General features: G+C 45.0%; 16 protein-coding genes and 2 pseudogenes. 7 read left to right on the forward strand and 11 right to left on the reverse strand.

What is annotated here, in order from left to right; all coding sequences use genetic code 11:
- Positions 1–32: 32 nt before the first annotated feature.
- Together KNO61_RS03255 and KNO61_RS03260 are read left to right on the forward strand one after the other, a co-directional pair.
- Positions 33–308, forward strand: coding sequence for a hypothetical protein (locus KNO61_RS03255; RefSeq protein WP_214811503.1), 276 nt, complete (start codon positions 33–35; stop codon positions 306–308).
- Entirely contained in the window at positions 272–1,153 is an 882-nt protein-coding gene (locus tag KNO61_RS03260) for an IS3 family transposase (RefSeq protein ID WP_270811028.1), read from the forward strand. Before KNO61_RS03255 ends, KNO61_RS03260 begins: the two co-directional genes overlap by 37 nt.
- Before the next feature lie 62 nt (positions 1,154–1,215).
- Here the strand turns inward: KNO61_RS03260 and KNO61_RS03265 are convergent, their stop codons facing one another.
- The 6 genes and pseudogenes from KNO61_RS03265 to KNO61_RS03285 all read right to left on the reverse strand — a co-directional run bounded on the left by KNO61_RS03265 (position 1,216) and on the right by KNO61_RS03285 (position 6,669).
- Positions 1,216–1,935, reverse strand: a complete 720-nt coding sequence (locus tag KNO61_RS03265) for a peptidoglycan DD-metalloendopeptidase family protein (protein ID WP_211779490.1) — start codon at positions 1,933–1,935, stop codon at positions 1,216–1,218.
- A gap of 170 nt (positions 1,936–2,105) precedes the next feature.
- Positions 2,106–2,885, reverse strand: a complete 780-nt coding sequence (locus KNO61_RS03270) for an IS30 family transposase (RefSeq protein ID WP_371816582.1) — start codon at positions 2,883–2,885, stop codon at positions 2,106–2,108.
- Between the two features lie 79 nt (positions 2,886–2,964).
- Positions 2,965–3,093: pseudogene (locus tag KNO61_RS17460) on the reverse strand (hypothetical protein); the annotation flags it as partial.
- 103 nt (positions 3,094–3,196) lie between these two features.
- Positions 3,197–5,617, reverse strand: coding sequence for a heavy metal translocating P-type ATPase (locus KNO61_RS03275; protein ID WP_251030768.1), 2,421 nt, complete (start codon positions 5,615–5,617; stop codon positions 3,197–3,199).
- Complete coding sequence (locus KNO61_RS03280) at positions 5,610–5,975, reverse strand: ArsR/SmtB family transcription factor (RefSeq protein WP_034781981.1); 366 nt, start codon at positions 5,973–5,975, stop codon at positions 5,610–5,612. The genes KNO61_RS03275 and KNO61_RS03280 overlap by 8 nt, the downstream gene beginning before the upstream one ends.
- A 79-nt stretch (positions 5,976–6,054) precedes the next feature.
- Positions 6,055–6,669 (reverse strand): CadD family cadmium resistance transporter, encoded by a 615-nt coding sequence (locus KNO61_RS03285; protein ID WP_034781986.1) that lies wholly within the window; start codon positions 6,667–6,669, stop codon positions 6,055–6,057.
- 429 nt (positions 6,670–7,098) lie between these two features.
- Here KNO61_RS03285 and KNO61_RS03290 point away from each other — a divergent pair, with 429 nt between their 5' ends.
- Complete coding sequence (locus KNO61_RS03290) at positions 7,099–8,058, forward strand: IS30 family transposase (RefSeq protein WP_114167461.1); 960 nt, start codon at positions 7,099–7,101, stop codon at positions 8,056–8,058.
- 96 nt (positions 8,059–8,154) lie between these two features.
- On the opposite strand, the gene KNO61_RS03295 is transcribed toward KNO61_RS03290, so the two are convergent.
- Positions 8,155–8,391 (reverse strand): YolD-like family protein, encoded by a 237-nt coding sequence (locus tag KNO61_RS03295; protein ID WP_251030769.1) that lies wholly within the window; start codon positions 8,389–8,391, stop codon positions 8,155–8,157.
- 475 nt (positions 8,392–8,866) lie between these two features.
- On the opposite strand from KNO61_RS03295, the gene KNO61_RS03300 reads away from it, so the two are divergent.
- From KNO61_RS03300 to KNO61_RS03315, 4 genes and pseudogenes are all read left to right on the forward strand, one after another.
- Positions 8,867–9,322 carry a JAB domain-containing protein gene (locus tag KNO61_RS03300; RefSeq protein WP_214872600.1) on the forward strand — a complete coding sequence of 152 codons (456 nt, stop codon included), beginning with the start codon at positions 8,867–8,869 and terminating at the stop codon, positions 9,320–9,322.
- 368 nt (positions 9,323–9,690) lie between these two features.
- Positions 9,691–9,897 (forward strand): hypothetical protein, encoded by a 207-nt coding sequence (locus tag KNO61_RS03305; RefSeq protein WP_029596469.1) that lies wholly within the window; start codon positions 9,691–9,693, stop codon positions 9,895–9,897.
- Positions 9,898–10,055: 158 nt separating this feature from the next.
- A complete protein-coding gene (locus tag KNO61_RS03310) occupies positions 10,056–10,439 on the forward strand; it encodes a hypothetical protein (RefSeq protein ID WP_214689658.1) in 384 nt (127 codons plus the stop codon).
- A gap of 191 nt (positions 10,440–10,630) precedes the next feature.
- Positions 10,631–10,759 (forward strand): annotated as a pseudogene (locus KNO61_RS03315) (ATP-binding protein); the annotation flags it as partial.
- 378 nt (positions 10,760–11,137) lie between these two features.
- On the opposite strand, the gene KNO61_RS03320 reads toward KNO61_RS03315, so the two are convergent.
- From KNO61_RS03320 to KNO61_RS03330, 4 genes are all read right to left on the reverse strand, one after another.
- Complete coding sequence (locus KNO61_RS03320) at positions 11,138–11,530, reverse strand: FixH family protein (RefSeq protein WP_029336184.1); 393 nt, start codon at positions 11,528–11,530, stop codon at positions 11,138–11,140.
- Positions 11,531–12,300: 770 nt separating this feature from the next.
- Complete coding sequence (locus KNO61_RS03325; protein ID WP_483297740.1) at positions 12,301–13,383, reverse strand: murein hydrolase activator EnvC family protein; 1,083 nt, start codon at positions 13,381–13,383, stop codon at positions 12,301–12,303.
- Positions 13,384–13,392: 9 nt separating this feature from the next.
- Positions 13,393–13,647, reverse strand: coding sequence for a hypothetical protein (locus tag KNO61_RS17165; protein ID WP_251030771.1), 255 nt, complete (start codon positions 13,645–13,647; stop codon positions 13,393–13,395).
- Between the two features lie 298 nt (positions 13,648–13,945).
- Entirely contained in the window at positions 13,946–15,487 is a 1,542-nt protein-coding gene (locus KNO61_RS03330; protein ID WP_214689660.1) for an N-acetylmuramoyl-L-alanine amidase, read from the reverse strand.
- Positions 15,488–15,727 lie beyond the last annotated feature (240 nt).

Below are 15,727 nucleotides of genomic sequence, written 5' to 3' on the forward strand. Positions count from 1 at the left end.
AAGTGAAGTGAAGTGAAGTGAAGTGGGCAGTGGTGAGAGACAAACTAAGTTGTGAGTTGACGACTAGAGAGATTATGGAGAAACACGGAATCAAAAATGAATTCCAGATTCACACATGGATGAGATGGTATCGGTCCAATGAAATCTATCGATTCGGCCAACCGATCGGTAAGCAGTACACCTACGGACTCGGTCCTGATTCCGCCAGCGAGGATGACAAGAAAGAGCGTCAACTATCCCACCTGAAGACGGAGAACGAAATCTTAAAAAAATTCATGGAGATCGAAAGAGAGTTGAGAAAGAAGTAGTCCTAAAGGTTGTAGAGCTCCTGAGGAGCAAATATACAGTCACGACAATCCTACGTGTGATAGACGTTCCGCGGGCAACCTATTACCGTTGGGCCAGAGAACCGGTGAAGCACCCTTCGGTGCTAGAGCAAACAATCGTCGCAGTATGTAAGCTTACAAAGTATCGATATGGACATCGAAAGATAAAGGCCCTGTTAGAACAAACCTATGAATTGGCATCAAACCGGAACACCGTACAGAGAATCATGAAGAAGCACCATCTCCAGTGTCGGATCAAACCCAAACGAAAATGGAAGTCTCAGGGTGAGAGTATCGTCATTGCCCCTGACCTTCTCAAGCGAGACTTCACTGCCAGTAGACCGAATAAGAAGTGGATGACGGACATCACCTACATCCAATACGGGGGCACGACGAAGTACCTCTCCACGATCATCGACCTATTCAACAATGAGATTGTTGCCTATAAGCTATACGATCATCAACAGACGCCCCTCGTCATCGATACGTTAAGGATGGCGTTGGAGAGTCGGAACAATCCCGAAGGGGTTATCATCCATTCAGATCAAGGAAGTGTCTATACATCATATGCCTTTCAAGATTTCGTAAAGAGGAAGTATCTGACGAGCAGCATGTCTCGAAGAGGCAACTGTTGGGATAATGCGGTGATCGAATCGTTTCATTCGAACTTGAAGTCTGAGGTGTTCCAGTACGTCAAGTTCAACTCGTTAAGCGACTATGAAGTGCGTGAGCGGGTGAATAATTACTTAACTTACTACAACGAAGAACGTATCCAAGAAAAATTAGGCTACCTCACACCGATAAAATATGGCGTGGCGGTAGCCTAATCAAGGTATTTTTATTAGTGTCTCATATAGCTAGGTCAGTCTAATCTTTTCTTTTTTTTAGGTTACAAATAGTTCATTGGGTTGACACTATTCGCTGCAGAATAACTGCTGTATTTATAACTGTTTTTATGAATCTCAAAGTGCAAATGATTTCCGAACGAGTTTCCTGTATTCCCAACTGTTCCAATCTTCATACCTTTAGAGACTGTCTGACCACTTTTTACCGAAAGGCTGTTCATATGAGCATAAACGGTTACGTATTTTTGATTCTGTAGACTATGTGAAATCATAACGTGTTTACCGTATGCACCGCTGTTTTTAGATGTAATGACTTTTCCACTGGCAGAAGCGTAGACGGGTGTGCCTTTTGCTGCAGCTAGATCAACGCCATTATGGAATGTATAACCGTAAGCACCATTAGAGTTTCCGTATCCTTGGGTCAGCCGACCTTCTGTAGGAGAAGCAAAAAGAGAGTTATTATATGATGTTTTTTTGGCAACGTGGCTCTTATATTTTTTTAGGTAAGAACTATAGATATACCGTGTGTTTCCTTTGTAAAGTACTTTTGTCCAAGCCCCTTTTTTTCCTAAATAAGAAAAGGTCTGCCCAGTGTTAGTGATGCCGACAATTTTGTGATTGAGAGAAGGACCAGTCCGAACACGAAGATCGTCTGTCTTCACTTTTACGTTATATGCACTACTTGCTTCGACTTTTGGACTATGCATCGAAAAAGTTGTTGTGAGTAAGACACTAGAAGCGATAAGTATTACCTTGTTTTTCATTAGTTGTACTCCTTTAAAGATAAAGATACAGTGACGAACGATTTGTTAAAAGGAGTATAGCATCACTATATTACAAAAAAGTATATCAAATTCATTTCAAAAATTGACAAGAGATTTAATCAAAAAATGCATAGTTTTTTCACAAACGGATTTTATGATAAGATGGTTTGTCAAATTAAGCGCAACACTTCCTCGGTGAAGGCCTCGTGTGCGGTTTTCCAGTCCAGGCACTTCCTCGGTCGCCCGTTGATTTTGGCCAGCGCGTCCGCGAGTTCGTCATGCGTGACCTCCGCGAAATCCGTTCCTTTCGGGAAGAACTCGCGGAGGAGCCCGTTGGCGTTCTCGTTGCTCCCCCGTTGCCACGATGAATACGGGTCGGCGAAATACATCGGCACGCCGAGCGACGCCTGGATGCGCTCGTGACCGCTGAACTCTTTGCCCCGGTCCGTCGTCGCCGTCTCGAACGTGCCTTCCGGGAAGGCGCCGTGCACCGCATGGATCGCCCTCTCCATCGAGGCCGCGGTGCGGTCGGTGATTGGCAGGGCGAGATAGAACCGGCTCTTCCGCTCGACGAACGTCGCGACGCACGCCTTCGACTTCCCTCGTCCGGAGACGACGGTGTCGAGCTCCCAGTGCCCGAACGTCCGGCGATCCCTGACCTCTGGCGGCCGTTTCGAGATGGGGAGACCGACGTTGATGCGACCGCGCGTTTCGACCGGCTTTTGGCGTTTCCCCTTCTGGCGGAGCACGGTCACGGGCACGTCGATCCGTCCCACATAGATCCATCGGTAGATGGTGAGAAGGCAATTTTTCCTGCGTAGAGGCGGCCGACGATCTGTTTGGTGACCAGGTCGCACGCAGCTTCTCGACGATCGTCCGGCGCATCGTGTCGTCGAGCTTCGTCTTGGCGCCGCAATGGGTTTTCGCCTTCTCGTAGCGTTTCTGCGCACGTCCTGACTCGTAGCCGGGGTTCCGTCTGATCTCCCGCGAGACGGTCGAGGGCTGTCGCCCGATCCGTCTCGCGATGGACCGGATGGACATCCCGAGCTCCAGATAGGTCTCTATTTTCACGCGCTCCGTTGTGGTAAGATGGGTGTAGCTCATAACGATTCCTCCGTCTGAATGTTTGTGTCGTAACTTCATTCTAAACGAGGCCATCGCTGTGGGCTTTTTTTTGCGTTCACGTTCAGATGTTGCACTTAATTTTATAATTCATCATAAAAAAAGGGGTTTCCAGATAATCGGAAACCCCTTTTGCTTTTTATTCTTTCACTCGCATCAGCCGTAAACTGTTTAACGCGACTAGAAGGGTAGCGCCCATATCGGACATAATGGCGATCCATAGCGTCAGCCAACCCGGGATGACCAGCAGCAACGCGATCACTTTGATGCCAATCGCAAATGCAATGTTCGCTTTGATGATGTTCAATGATTTCCGACTCAACTTCACGGTGAACGGCAGTTTGCTCAAATCATCGCCCATCAAGACCACATCAGCGGTCTCCATAGCGGTATCGGTTCCGGCACCGCCCATGGCAATTCCGACAGTAGAGGCAGCGAGTGCCGGGGCATCGTTCACACCGTCTCCAATCATCGCGACATTGCCGTATTCAGCTCGTAAACGTTTGATGAAATTCAATTTATCCTCCGGCATCAGTTCGGCCTGGATTTCGGTGACACCGATCTGCTGGCCGATGGCCTGACCGGTTCCTTTGTTGTCGCCCGTCAGCATGATCGTCTTCTTGATGCCCATTTGGTGCAGCTTCTGAATGACGTCCTTGCTGGATTCACGGACTTCATCTGCCACGGCAATGACTGCCAGGATACTTTGTTCCGTTCCGATGATCATTGCCGTCTTGCCCTGATTTTGAAGAGCTGTGACGTTTTGTTCCAAGTCCTTATCGGCACTTGCGGTGCCCAACTCGTTGAAAAGGATCGGGCTGCCGATGTAGTATGTGATTCCTTCGACAGTCCCTTTAATCCCTTTGCCGGTAATGGATGAGAAGTCCTCGACCAAGACCGAAGAATAAGAAATGTTTTCTGCGTCCGCTTTTTTCATGATGGCCGAAGCAAGAGGATGCTGTGAGCGATATTCGAGAGCTGTGACGATGGAAAGCAGTTCTTTTTCATTGGCGCCCTTGTTCAATACCTCATAGTCTGTGACGACAGGAACCCCTTTGGTTAAGGTACCGGTCTTGTCAAACGCGATCGCTTTGATGGCGCCCATTTCTTCCAGGTACACGCCGCCTTTTACCAAAACGCCTTTTTTCGCTGCATTCCCGATGGCGGAAACAATTGAAATCGGTGTGGAAATGACCAAAGCACACGGACAGCCCACGACTAGCACGGCCAGTCCTTGATAGACCCAAGTTTCCCAGCTGGCGTCAAACAGGAAGGGAGGGACGATGGCAACTAACGCAGCTACGGCCATGATGATCGGTGTATAATATTTGGCGAATTTATCGACAAACGCCTGCGAAGGAGCCCGTTCGCCTTGTGCTTCTTCTACCAAATGGATGATTTTCGCAATGGTCGTGTCTTCGACCAACTTGGTGACTTTGACTTCGAGCAGGCCTTCTTCGTTCAGCGTGCCAGCAAAGACTTCATCATCCACCGTTTTGCCGACGGGAACGGATTCACCCGTAATGGCTGCCTGATTGACCGCCGAATAGCCGTTGACCACCTTGCCGTCCATCGCAATCTTTTGTCCGGGTTTGACGATCATGGTATCCCCGACGGCAATATCGTCCACCGAAATCAGCTGTTCTTGTCCATTTCGTCGGACAAGTGCCTCTTTCGGGGCAATGTCCATCAACGAACGGATGGATTGTCGGGCCCGGTCCATGGAATAGCGTTCCAATGCTTCACTGATGGCGAAGAGAATGACCACGATGGAAGCTTCCGCCCATTCGCCGATGATGGCTGCCCCAATGACGGCAACCGTCATCAGGGTTTTCATGTCGAAATCCAGGCGTATCAAATTCTGAAAACCGACTTTAAAGAGCGAGTATCCGCCAATGACGATGGCTGCCACGAACAAGAGGGACGTCATCAGGTTTTCTTCCCCGTTTACGAACTGGGAAATGTACCCGAAGACGATCAACAGGGTGGAGTAGAGCAAGACGCTGTGCTTTTGGTAGAACGGCACTTTCTTCTCTTTTATAGCTGTCGTTTTATCGGTTTCCGTTTTCGGACCAGCTTGCCGACTTATGATTTCAGGAACGACCTTCAAATTTTCAAAAGCACCGGCTTTTTCCAATTCTTCAACTGAGGCCGTTCCGTAAACGGAAATTTTCGAAGCACCGAAATTCACTTTTGCATCTTGGACACCGGGAAGTTGCTTGACGTTGTTCTCAAACTTTCCGGCACAGTTTGCACACGTAAAGCCTTTCACCCGGAAGACATTCTTGTCTTCAATTGCGATTTTCGCTTCCGGAGCTGTCTGAAGTTTCGGTTTTTCCGGTGCTACTTTCAAATTCTCGAAAGCGCCAGCTTTTTCCAGTTCCTCGACCGTTGCTTCGCCGTAAACGGAAATTTTCGAAGCGCCGAAATTCACTTTCGCATCCTCAACACCGGAAAGGTTTTTGACGTTCTTCTCGAATTTTCCGGCACAGTTGGCGCACGAAAATCCTTCCACACGGTAGACTGTTTTTTCTTCTTCTATCTTTGCTTTCTCAACCAACTTCAACAACCCCCTTCTGATGAGCGAAGGCCACTTGAACCAGATGTTTCACATGTGCATCATCCAACGAATAATAGACCAATTTGCCTTCTTTGCGGTATTTCGCCAACCCCATATTTTTTAACAGGCGCAGGTGGTAGGAAGCCGTCGCTGTAGAAGAGCCGATGATATTGGCGACGTCGCAAACACAGAGTTTGTCCTCCAGCGATAAGGCATAAGCGATTTTGATTCTCGTATCGTCGGACAATGCCTTGAAAATTTTCGCGACTTCCAACGGATTTTGCTCTGCAAGCTGTTGCTGGACTCGCACAACTTTTTCTTCGTCCACACACAAAATTTCGCATGTATCTTTGCTCATTTCATTTTCCTCTTTTCATCAAATAAATAGGTTGCAGTAAGTTTTTCTTCTATAGGAACAGAGCATGTGAAAAATCATTTCAGCTCACCAGTCTCCAAAGGAATCGAAAGGTTCCGTTCTCCATCATGATCAAGATGCCGAGTCCGATGAAGACAATCGGTACAATCCAGCGTTCCCATTTCTCAATCGTTTCAGAGACCGACTTAACGGATGCCAAACGGTAACTAAGGTAACACAAAATCGCGACCATGACGGCAAAGACAATAAGCATCACAACGGTTTCACTCAGATTCAAAGTTGAGAAATAGGGTATATAGACGCCGATGTTGTCGCCGCCAGCCGCCAATGTAATGACTGTGACGGTTACAAACAAGCGATTGGATTTTCCGGAAGATAATCGGGACAGGATATCCTCTTCGTCGTTTTCTTCTTCCTCTTTAAACCACACCTTGATTCCTAGGTAAATCGGAATGAGTCCGAGCAACCCGACCCAATGTTCCGGAACGAAGGTAAGACCGGATGCAGCCAATAGACTGACACCAACCAATAGGGCTGTCCCCAAATACTGGCCGATGACAATGGATTTTAATTGGCCGGATTTTTTGGTCTGTGAAAACAAAATCAATAATATGATGACGTAATCAATGCTTGTTGCAATATAAGCTGCAATGGCGGAAAAAATAGTGGATATCAACATCACCAACTCCTTTGTAAATCCGAGCTTTAACGAATACTTTACTGTTAGTTAAACATTCAAATGAATGTTTGATTAAAGCAAGTGTATAAATATTTCGCTGGATTGTCAATCAAATGTTCAAACGAATGTTTAAATGTTATGTTTTACACGCTAAAACCTGTAGGAAAGGGAAACAATAAATACAGAATAAGCTTTTAAGGGTTCCACCAGATAAAGGTTTACATATGAGATATTATCGGAAGAGAGGAAGCCCAAAAGCTTCTTCTCTTTTCTACTTAAATTCAATTAACACAAAAAAGTTTTCAAAAATTGATCATTCATTCATTAATAGCCGATTGTAAAATTAAGCTAGACAATTGAAAAAGCCATTCGTGGTACACTCACAATGTATTTTCCGACCAAATAAAAACATAGGAGTGATCACGAATGACCTACACCCATCTTACCACGGATGAACTGGTGATGATAGAATCCTACCACCGCCAAAATATACCTGTAGCGATCATTGCTAAGTTGATGAACCGTTCCAGGCAGCCAATCTACAACGTCATCAATTTCCTGAAATCAGGACATACAGCGCTCGACTTCTACACGCAATACAAGAAAAATAAGAAACGCTGCGGCCGGCGGAAGATTGTCCTGCCGAAGAAACAAGTGGCCTATGTTCAAGACAAGGTGGCGCAGGGCTGGACGCCGGATGTCATTGTCGGCCGGGCAGAAACGGCCATCGATTGTTCCGCGCGCACCATCTATCGCATGTTCAAAAATCAGGTCTTTGACGCCGCCACGCTGCCGATGAAAGGAAAACGGAAACCCAATGGACACCAGGAACGCCGGGGAAAACAGGCGTTCAAACGCCATATTTCCGAACGGGAAGCCGACAACCCGTCGTTCAAAAAAGAGTTCGGGCATATCGAAGGCGACACCATTGTGGGTGCCCGCCACAAAAGTGCGGTGATCACGCTGGTCGAACGGCTGACGAAAGTCATCATCGCCCTGAAGCCTGCAGGACGCAAGGCTTGCGATATTGAAACTGCGTTGAACCAGTGGTTCCAAGGGGTCCCGAGAAATCTGTTCAAATCCATCACGTTTGATTGCGGCAAGGAATTCTCCAATTGGAAACCGTTGTGCAACCGGCACGACGTCTCGATTTACTTTGCGGATCCCGGCACGCCTTCTCAGCGCGCCTTGAATGAAAACTCCAACGGGCTCCTGCGGAAAGACGGCTTGGCAAAGGAAATGGACTTCAACCAGGTGGATCAAACATTCATTTCGTCGGTGGCCGACAAGCGGAATAACATCCCAAGAAAGTCACTGAATTACCGCACACCGTTGGAGGCATTTTTGAGTCACCTGAATGGAGTCGATCTGTCTAGCTTAAATTGACAAACGGAATGATTTAAAGATATCAGTGTACTGCAACTTTTAACTGATACATCTATAAAAGCAGCAAAGGATTTTTCGTCAGCAACCGCCAGGGCGTTAGTCTATCGATTGTTCGACGTGAATGATTGCCTCGAACGGCACATGGATGATCCCTTCCCTTTGATTGGCCAGCTCGACGGTCCGCTCCATGTAGTTCGTCCGGTGCACGAATCCTCTGAATCGTTTCATCTCCCGCTTCTCCACATATTTTACCTCTACCAAATCTCCGCTGAAGATCGCGTCGTTCAGCACATTCTCATAGACCGATAGGACCTGTTCATCGATATCTGGCATCTCATTTTTTGAATCTCTTTATAGTATTTCGTCAGTAGCGCCTTGTGCTCGGGCATGAGGAATGGGATCCATTTCAATTCGCCCCGATCGCGATACATCGTCATAATAATTACCCCTCTCAATAAAACGAACGTTTGTTCTTATTTTATACCCGATTTGTCCCGTTTGAACAGCCTTTTTCGTGATTGGTAATCCGTGCGTCCTGTTTCCGTACTCTAGCTCGCTGGTCTTCGGTGCAAGGGACGTCAAAAAAATGACGCGCCCTCCGGCCCGTCTTCCTTCGCTTTTGGCTCAAAGCGAGGCTTTTCGCTCGTTGGCTACGGAAGCCTGTCCCTCCGTTTGCTCTACGCATTTTTTTGAGGCTCTCCCTGCGGTCGCCCTTGCACCGTCTCCCGACGCTCGCTTCGTTCCCGTCAACAGGACGCACAACGGTGTTCGTTCTGAGCTCGGCTTATCCGAAAGGGGACAAACCATCATGGAACTTACATCCATCATCGAGGTCATTCGTATCAAACAAGAGATTCGCGAGGGGATGGTCGCTCTCGAGCACGCCATCATCCAATCACCGGACAGTGCCCGACAAATCGGTTCCTCGTTCATCGGGGACGACGACCGTGAAGTGTTCCTCGTCATCATGCTCAACACAAAGAACCGGGTCATCGGCGTCCACCGGGCACACGTCGGGAGCGTCAACTCGAGTGTCGTCCACCCACGGGAGGTCTTCAAATGCGCCATCTTGAACAACGCCTCGTGCCTCATCGTCTGTCATCAGCACCCGAGCGGGGACCCGACGCCGAGCCGGGAGGACATCCTCGTCTCCGAACGGTTACATGAGGCGGGGGACCTCATCGGCATCCCGGTGCTCGACCATCTCATCCTCGGAGCGGACGAGTCGTACGTCAGCATGAAACAGCGAGGTTACATGGGTTGAACGGAATGGAGTGGGGCCGGGGGACCGGTCCCGGTCCGTCCGGTAAGGACAAGGAAGAAAAACGTACGTTTTTCTTTGACTGGATGGGCGACTCGCGTTGCTCTCGCCTGGATCCATAGAGCGGGATCCGGAAAAGGGTCGTTTTCGCATGACGAAAACGCGATGGTTCGTGTGTGAAGGTTGGACGTTGTTTTGGTCTGTCTCGTAAGAAGACTATTTGATGAAATGACAGAAGTGAAAACACGGTTTGTTTATTGAAAATGAGCATGTTTTCTAAACAAGCCCTAGGGCTTACGTGAAATTAGGCGAGATGTTGTCTGCTTGGATGCGAGGTATCATGAGGCTATCAACAGGAGAGGAAGATTCAGATGGACAGTTACCAACTAGATCAACAGACGATGGACGAGATGACGGAGGTATTGCTTCGACGCCTTCCTGACCGGCTCCAAGAAGATTTTGACGACTTAAAACTTGTGAGCATGGATCTTCTTTGTGATGTGAAGGAAGGAGAACGCTTGACCCACCTCACCGTCTTTTTCAATACCAATATGATTCGACGGAATCGTCGTACATAAGAACAAAAATATTTGTATACATGTATACATGTAGATTTGTATACGCGTATACATGTATACATTTTTTAAAGTCGTCATTTCTGTAGTTTCATGAACAAGGACTGAACTGGCTCTGGACGGGGAATCGTTCTATAGCGAAGCGGAAGGGGGGAGACGTGATGGATGAGGGGCTGCTTGATGACTATGCGTTCGCTGGATTGGATCCGTTCGTCCGGACGGTGTTCTCGGAACTGATGGAACATCCCGAATGGATGCGTGTCGTCGACAGGGAACATTGCGTCGAGAAGGTCGTCCGGTTCGATGACGGACGGAACTCGCCTTACTTCCGGGTGCTGATCTATCTGGATGCAGAAGAGCGTCCGATCAAGAAAGTGTATCTATACGGGACATGGGTGGTGGCGGATGGAGAAGTCAGCTTCGTCGTCTCAGAGCTATCCAAGGGTGTATTCGAATATGAAGTGATGCATGTCCATTGGCTCATCAAGTATCGGTTCAAAGATTGGGGCGTGTCTGAAGACGGGGCATGGGAGAAGGAATGGTGATCCGGGCTCATGCGTGAGCGTCTAACGCCAGGAGGCGAAGTCGCTCATCGCACCGCTGCCTCCCTGACGGCCCGATAACAAGAGCTGCTTTAAAACGCATCTCTATGTTCCTGGCCCTTTCTAACGGGAGGCACGGAGCGTAAGGGCAACGTCAAAAGCAAGAGCGTGGGCGCGTCTAACGCCACGCGGAGTGGCATTCGAATCTAGGACAGGCCCAAATCGCGGACGCAATTCTCGACAGGATCGTACACGACTCCTATAAAATCCTGGTCGATGGCGAAACCTCAATGAGGGAACACCACGGGCTAGGGATAAGCTAAGATCTTGGCCATCGATGAGTCGATGGCCTTTTTCTTCATATTGACTCGCTCAGTCGTCCGCACTAGTGGCTCTCTGTATCCGCAATACTCAGCAGGACAAAAAACGCATCCTTCGAGTTTTTGAGGATGCGTTTGAGCAATGTGACTCTATTTGACTCGCGTTTATATTCCTACATATAAGCATACAACTGATGGTAGTTTCCAAGGTGGAGCGACGGAATGGACGTATCAGACATTGGAGCGGAAAGGATATATCATAAAATTGGTATTTTTCGAGCATATATCACAAGGTTGATGTTGTCGCGCGATTCAATAAAAACGAGTTTTTTCATCATGGATTAGCTCGTCTATATTATTAATTGTAATAATTAAAATTTATTATTTTACTAATATTTCGTTTTTGGGCATAGAATGATAGCTTCTTGCTGTCGTATGTGAATATATAAAGTATTTACCGGGCTCTTCAAAAATATAAGAAATTACATACAGTCCGTCTTGTTGATAATTGGCTTCAATTTTTTCGTGTTGGCTTTCCTCTTGGCCTTCTTTCCATATCTCGAATTCAACTTTATCCGCATCGTCTACTTTCTCGTTTCCTTGAGAAACAGTTGCTATAAGTTCAATAACTTCGTTTGCTTTTACTATTTCAGGATCTGTTTTAAATTGTACATCAATTAATTCTGGAATCACTTCAGGTCCATTATTGCTTACTGTACTTCCACAACCAGATAATACTAACAAAACAATCAACAGTGAAAAAAACCTTGCCATCTTTTTTCTCTCCTTTAAACGATTTAATATTAACATACACGAAAATGTGATGTATTGATTATTACATTAAAAGTGACCTGATCATGCAATCTTATTAGCTATCGAGCATAGACCCCATGTCACTTTTAAGGTTCAAGACTTTATAGAGCGTCGTATGCTCGATTGGTTTACTTTTCTATATAAAAAATAAAGAAATGTACATTTTATATATTAAGTTCAATTTTATATATTAAGTTCAAAAGATATTAATTGAACTTAATCCAAAAAGTTGGATCATGAAATAGATCATCTGGTGACTTCGACAACCTAGGTTTGAATTTGGACCTTCATATCCGTAAATTTATCATCGACCGTTAGACACGGCCTTAGTAACCTAAGGTTCGTCTCGACGTATATTGCCAGTTGAAGGTCATCAAAGGAGAGAAGAGTCTGTACTTCAAGATTGAATCGATTAAAGATTGTCTACCCATCCATATCGTTTTTAATATCTACATAGTGAATGTGTATGTCGCACCTGAGATTGTATTCCCCAGGCACTCGTAGGGGGGTGGGGGCACGAACGAAAGCTCATCCTAACTTTCTGAAGTTTTTCTTGCGAGTCAGTTAGCGTTTGGTCACCGAGACTTTAAAAGCTTTCGGACATAAAAATCGCCCCATAAAAATTAGATTATCAGGTCCAACTTTTACGGGGCATCTAATATTCTGTGGTCTAAATATTAAGTGATTTACTGAAGTAATTATATAGTGTTAAACAATTTCGCCTCTGAAATTCAGAAAAATTGGGATGGGTTGACTGTATTCCCTGCACTTGTAGCTGAGTACGAATAGTTTCCTCGATGGACTTCAAAGTGTAAATGAGAACCGGTCGAATTTCCGGTACTCCCCATCGCACCGATGTTCTGTCCTCGGGTCACACGTTGTCCGGCGGAAACGGACAATGAGCTCATGTGAGCATAAAGGGTAGTCCAAACTTGACCGCCTATGACATGCGTAATGATGACATGATTTCCATAAGGTCCACCCCAGCCTGCTCGAGTTACAGTTCCTGTTTGAGCAGCCATAATAGGAGTTCCTACTGGTCCAGCTGTATCTAGTGCATTATGGAAGCTGTAGCCATTGGCCCCGCCTGCTGGACCCCATCCTTGGGTTACGATACCTGAGGTTGGACGTTGAAAAACTCCGCCACTTGTTGGAGAAGCGAGTGAATCCGTAGTCTTTGAAGTGTTTACCACTTTCTCAGAGTTTGGTGATTTTTCGAGAGAGGCTTTATTCTCGCTGATTTCATTTTTTTCGGCACTTTTTGCTTCTGCAGCTTTACGCGCAGCCTCTTTGGTACGAATTTTAGCTTGTTCTTCAAGCCTTTGGGCTTCAATCTCTGCTTGAATTGATTTTTCTTGTTCTTGAAGCGTCGATTCCATTTGTTGCAAGCTTACCAATTTAGATGTGAACTGGATTTTTTCGGCCTCTAATTTTTTTATTTGAGCAGCCCGCACTTTAATTTTGCCGTTCAATTTTTTCTGACTATTCTCTAGCTCTTCTTTTTGACTAATAAGCTTATCTTTTTCAGTGTCCAATTCAGCTTTAGCAATTTGAAGCTTATTTTTTGTTGATTGATATTCTTTGAAAAGTTCTTGATCATTTTCTTGAATCGTCCCTGCGGTGATCATGCGTGAAACCAGATCACCAAAGTCTTTTGAACCAAAAATAAATTCAGCCCAGTTTATAGAAGAACCACCGTTTTTTTGCATCGTGACCATGCGTTCTTCCATCAATGTCTTTTGAGAGCTCATTTTTTTCTGGAATTCTTTAATTTGAGTTTGAATCTGAGCAATTTTCTTTTGGGTTGTCCGAATTTCAGCCTTCTACTGGGTGACCTCATTGATAATATCCTGTAACTCGGATTCCAAGTCATTCAGTTTCTGTTCTTCGAGTGTGATATCTTGTTCACGCTGCTGAATTGACGTATTAGCTTTACGTTGCTCTGTAGAATTTTGCGCTTGCTTCTGCTGGATATTTTTTTGTTTTTCAGTCAAGTTTAAAGCGTAAGAAGGGGATGCGCTTTGAACTAACATAACACCAAGTAAAGTTGAAGCTATAATTTTTTTCATGGTAAACAATGTTGTTGCCTCCGTAACTTATCTCTATTATAAAAAATGCGTTGCTGGATAAAAGTATTCGTATCATGATTAAAACTCGAACCGGAATCATTGTATCAATATTACTTCACCATCTATATTTCTATTTCTTTTCATTTCTATGTCAGTTGTTCTTTTGAGTTTATTGTCATTCGAGTATATCAAGAGAAATACTTATAATGCCATTTTGATGAGGAAATGAATGATGACCACTGAATTTAGGACATTTTGTCTCAAATTCAGTGGTCAAATCGTTTGTTAGTATTTGTTTGGTGTTTATTTAGTAGTAACTCTTCATAAATTTATCAATTCCTTTGGCGGTTGCTTTGATCATGTTACTTCCCGACATATAGGAGCGATCTACTGAGTTAGCAATAAAGCCATATTCGATGAGAGTAGAAGGTACCGTGTTTCTTCCTACCACATAGACATCTTGTCGCTTAACGCCTCGATTTTTTAAATCTGGAACGTTCATGGCGATTTCTTGATTAATTACTTCACCTAATCTGCGGCTAGCGTTCGCATATGGATTTGTGGTGTACGCGCTAGAAGTAGGGACGAGTGCTTCATGACCTGTAGCGAAAGAAGGTGAAGAATTAATGTGGACGCTTATGAAAGCGTCAGCATCAAGCCTTTCTGATAGATTGGTCCGCTCAACAAGTGACAAGTATCTATCATTTGAGCGCGTTAGTTTCACTTCATAAAGCTCATAGTTTTTCTTTAGTTCGTCGGCCACACGATTAGCAATGTTTAGGGTGAGTACTTTTTCTTGAACTGTACCGTTTGAAGTCACTGCACCAGCATCTCCCCCACCGTGTCCAGCGTCAATTAAAATCACGTGTTTGTTAGCTGGAATCACCGGTGATTTTATAGGAGTTTTTCCGGTAAATGGTTGCACAAAACCAGATGATACGTAACCGACTTGATTGTTATATCGCACCTTGTACCAACTGGCGCTTTTCGATATGACAGAAATCGAAGTGCCTGAGGGAATTGTTGTCAAAATAGATCCGTAACGACTCGCTTGGTTACGTAAATTAAGATTTTCGATAGTAATATATGTTGGATAAGTGGATAAAGAATCCCCCGGTGCCACTTGCACTATATAATGTCGAGCAGGTGTGAATCCTGTAATACCGTTATACATAACTTTTAACCAAGAACCCGTTGTGCCCGATTTTCCTAGTACAGTCACTTCAGTAGATGCTGGAATCGTAATAAGGACCTTTGAGTTCACTAAAGACATGCTTGAGCGAATCTCGGTCGTTTGCTTACTTCGTGACTTCATAGCCGAGGGCGATATGGTTACATACTGACTTGCCACATAGCCTTGAGTCCCATTGTATGATACTTTATACCAAGGGCCTGAGGCAGCATGGTACATTAGTGGGCTGGACTTTGGGATAGTCATTAAAACGGGTGATTTGACAGATGGGCCCTTACGCAGATTTAGTGAAGTTTTAGTTTTATATATTGTGTTTATTGAACTGACTGAATTTTTAGGTATAGGTTTTGGCGTCACGTACTTCGTTGAGACATAACCGATTTTTGAATTAAATGAAACTTTAAACCAGGATTTATCTTCTCCATATACACCTATCTTCTTAATGGTTTTTCCTTTTGGAATCGTCAAAAGGACTTTGCTTTTTGAAGAGAACGAGGAACGCAAATTCAAATTTTCAGTTGTTATGAATAGAGATTCCTCTGCATGTACGACGTTTAGGACGTTAACACTAGTTAAAAGCTTAAAGGGATAGAAAAAAGAAGTTAATAAAGCCAAGGAAATTACTAAGCTTATTCGAAATTTATGTTTAGACTTCATAATAGACTCCTCATATGTAGTTTTTTTGGTTGTAAAGACCCATGAATGGTTTTTTACTATCTGTATGGTACTTATCCTTTAAATATTAGTCATTCTATTCAACGATTATTGGCTTTCGTCTATCTACAGTTAAAAGTTTTCTTGCCCTGTTTTAAAATGCACTATTATTAAGGGGAATAGACGTATTTTAAGAAATAAATTGGCCCTCCTTTCATCTGCATAAAAGTTTAGTTGCATGAA

Origin of the sequence: Exiguobacterium sp. s140 (assembly GCF_018617035.1) — a bacterium.
Taxonomy (GTDB): domain Bacteria; phylum Bacillota; class Bacilli; order Exiguobacteriales; family Exiguobacteriaceae; genus Exiguobacterium; species Exiguobacterium profundum.

What these genes read in the sequence shown, in the direction of transcription:
- KNO61_RS03265 (WP_211779490.1), bottom strand. Translation starts at nt 1,935, where the DNA reads ATGAAAAACAAGGTAATACTTATCGCTTCTAGTGTCTTACTCACAACA.
- KNO61_RS03280 (WP_034781981.1), bottom strand. Translation starts at nt 5,975, where the DNA reads ATGAGCAAAGATACATGCGAAATTTTGTGTGTGGACGAAGAAAAAGTT.
- KNO61_RS03290 (WP_114167461.1), top strand. Translation starts at nt 7,099, where the DNA reads ATGACCTACACCCATCTTACCACGGATGAACTGGTGATGATAGAATCC.
- KNO61_RS03295 (WP_251030769.1), bottom strand. Translation starts at nt 8,391, where the DNA reads ATGCCAGATATCGATGAACAGGTCCTATCGGTCTATGAGAATGTGCTG.
- KNO61_RS03300 (WP_214872600.1), top strand. Translation starts at nt 8,867, where the DNA reads ATGGAACTTACATCCATCATCGAGGTCATTCGTATCAAACAAGAGATT.
- KNO61_RS03305 (WP_029596469.1), top strand. Translation starts at nt 9,691, where the DNA reads ATGGACAGTTACCAACTAGATCAACAGACGATGGACGAGATGACGGAG.
- KNO61_RS03310 (WP_214689658.1), top strand. Translation starts at nt 10,056, where the DNA reads ATGGATGAGGGGCTGCTTGATGACTATGCGTTCGCTGGATTGGATCCG.
- KNO61_RS03320 (WP_029336184.1), bottom strand. Translation starts at nt 11,530, where the DNA reads ATGGCAAGGTTTTTTTCACTGTTGATTGTTTTGTTAGTATTATCTGGT.
- KNO61_RS03330 (WP_214689660.1), bottom strand. Translation starts at nt 15,487, where the DNA reads ATGAAGTCTAAACATAAATTTCGAATAAGCTTAGTAATTTCCTTGGCT.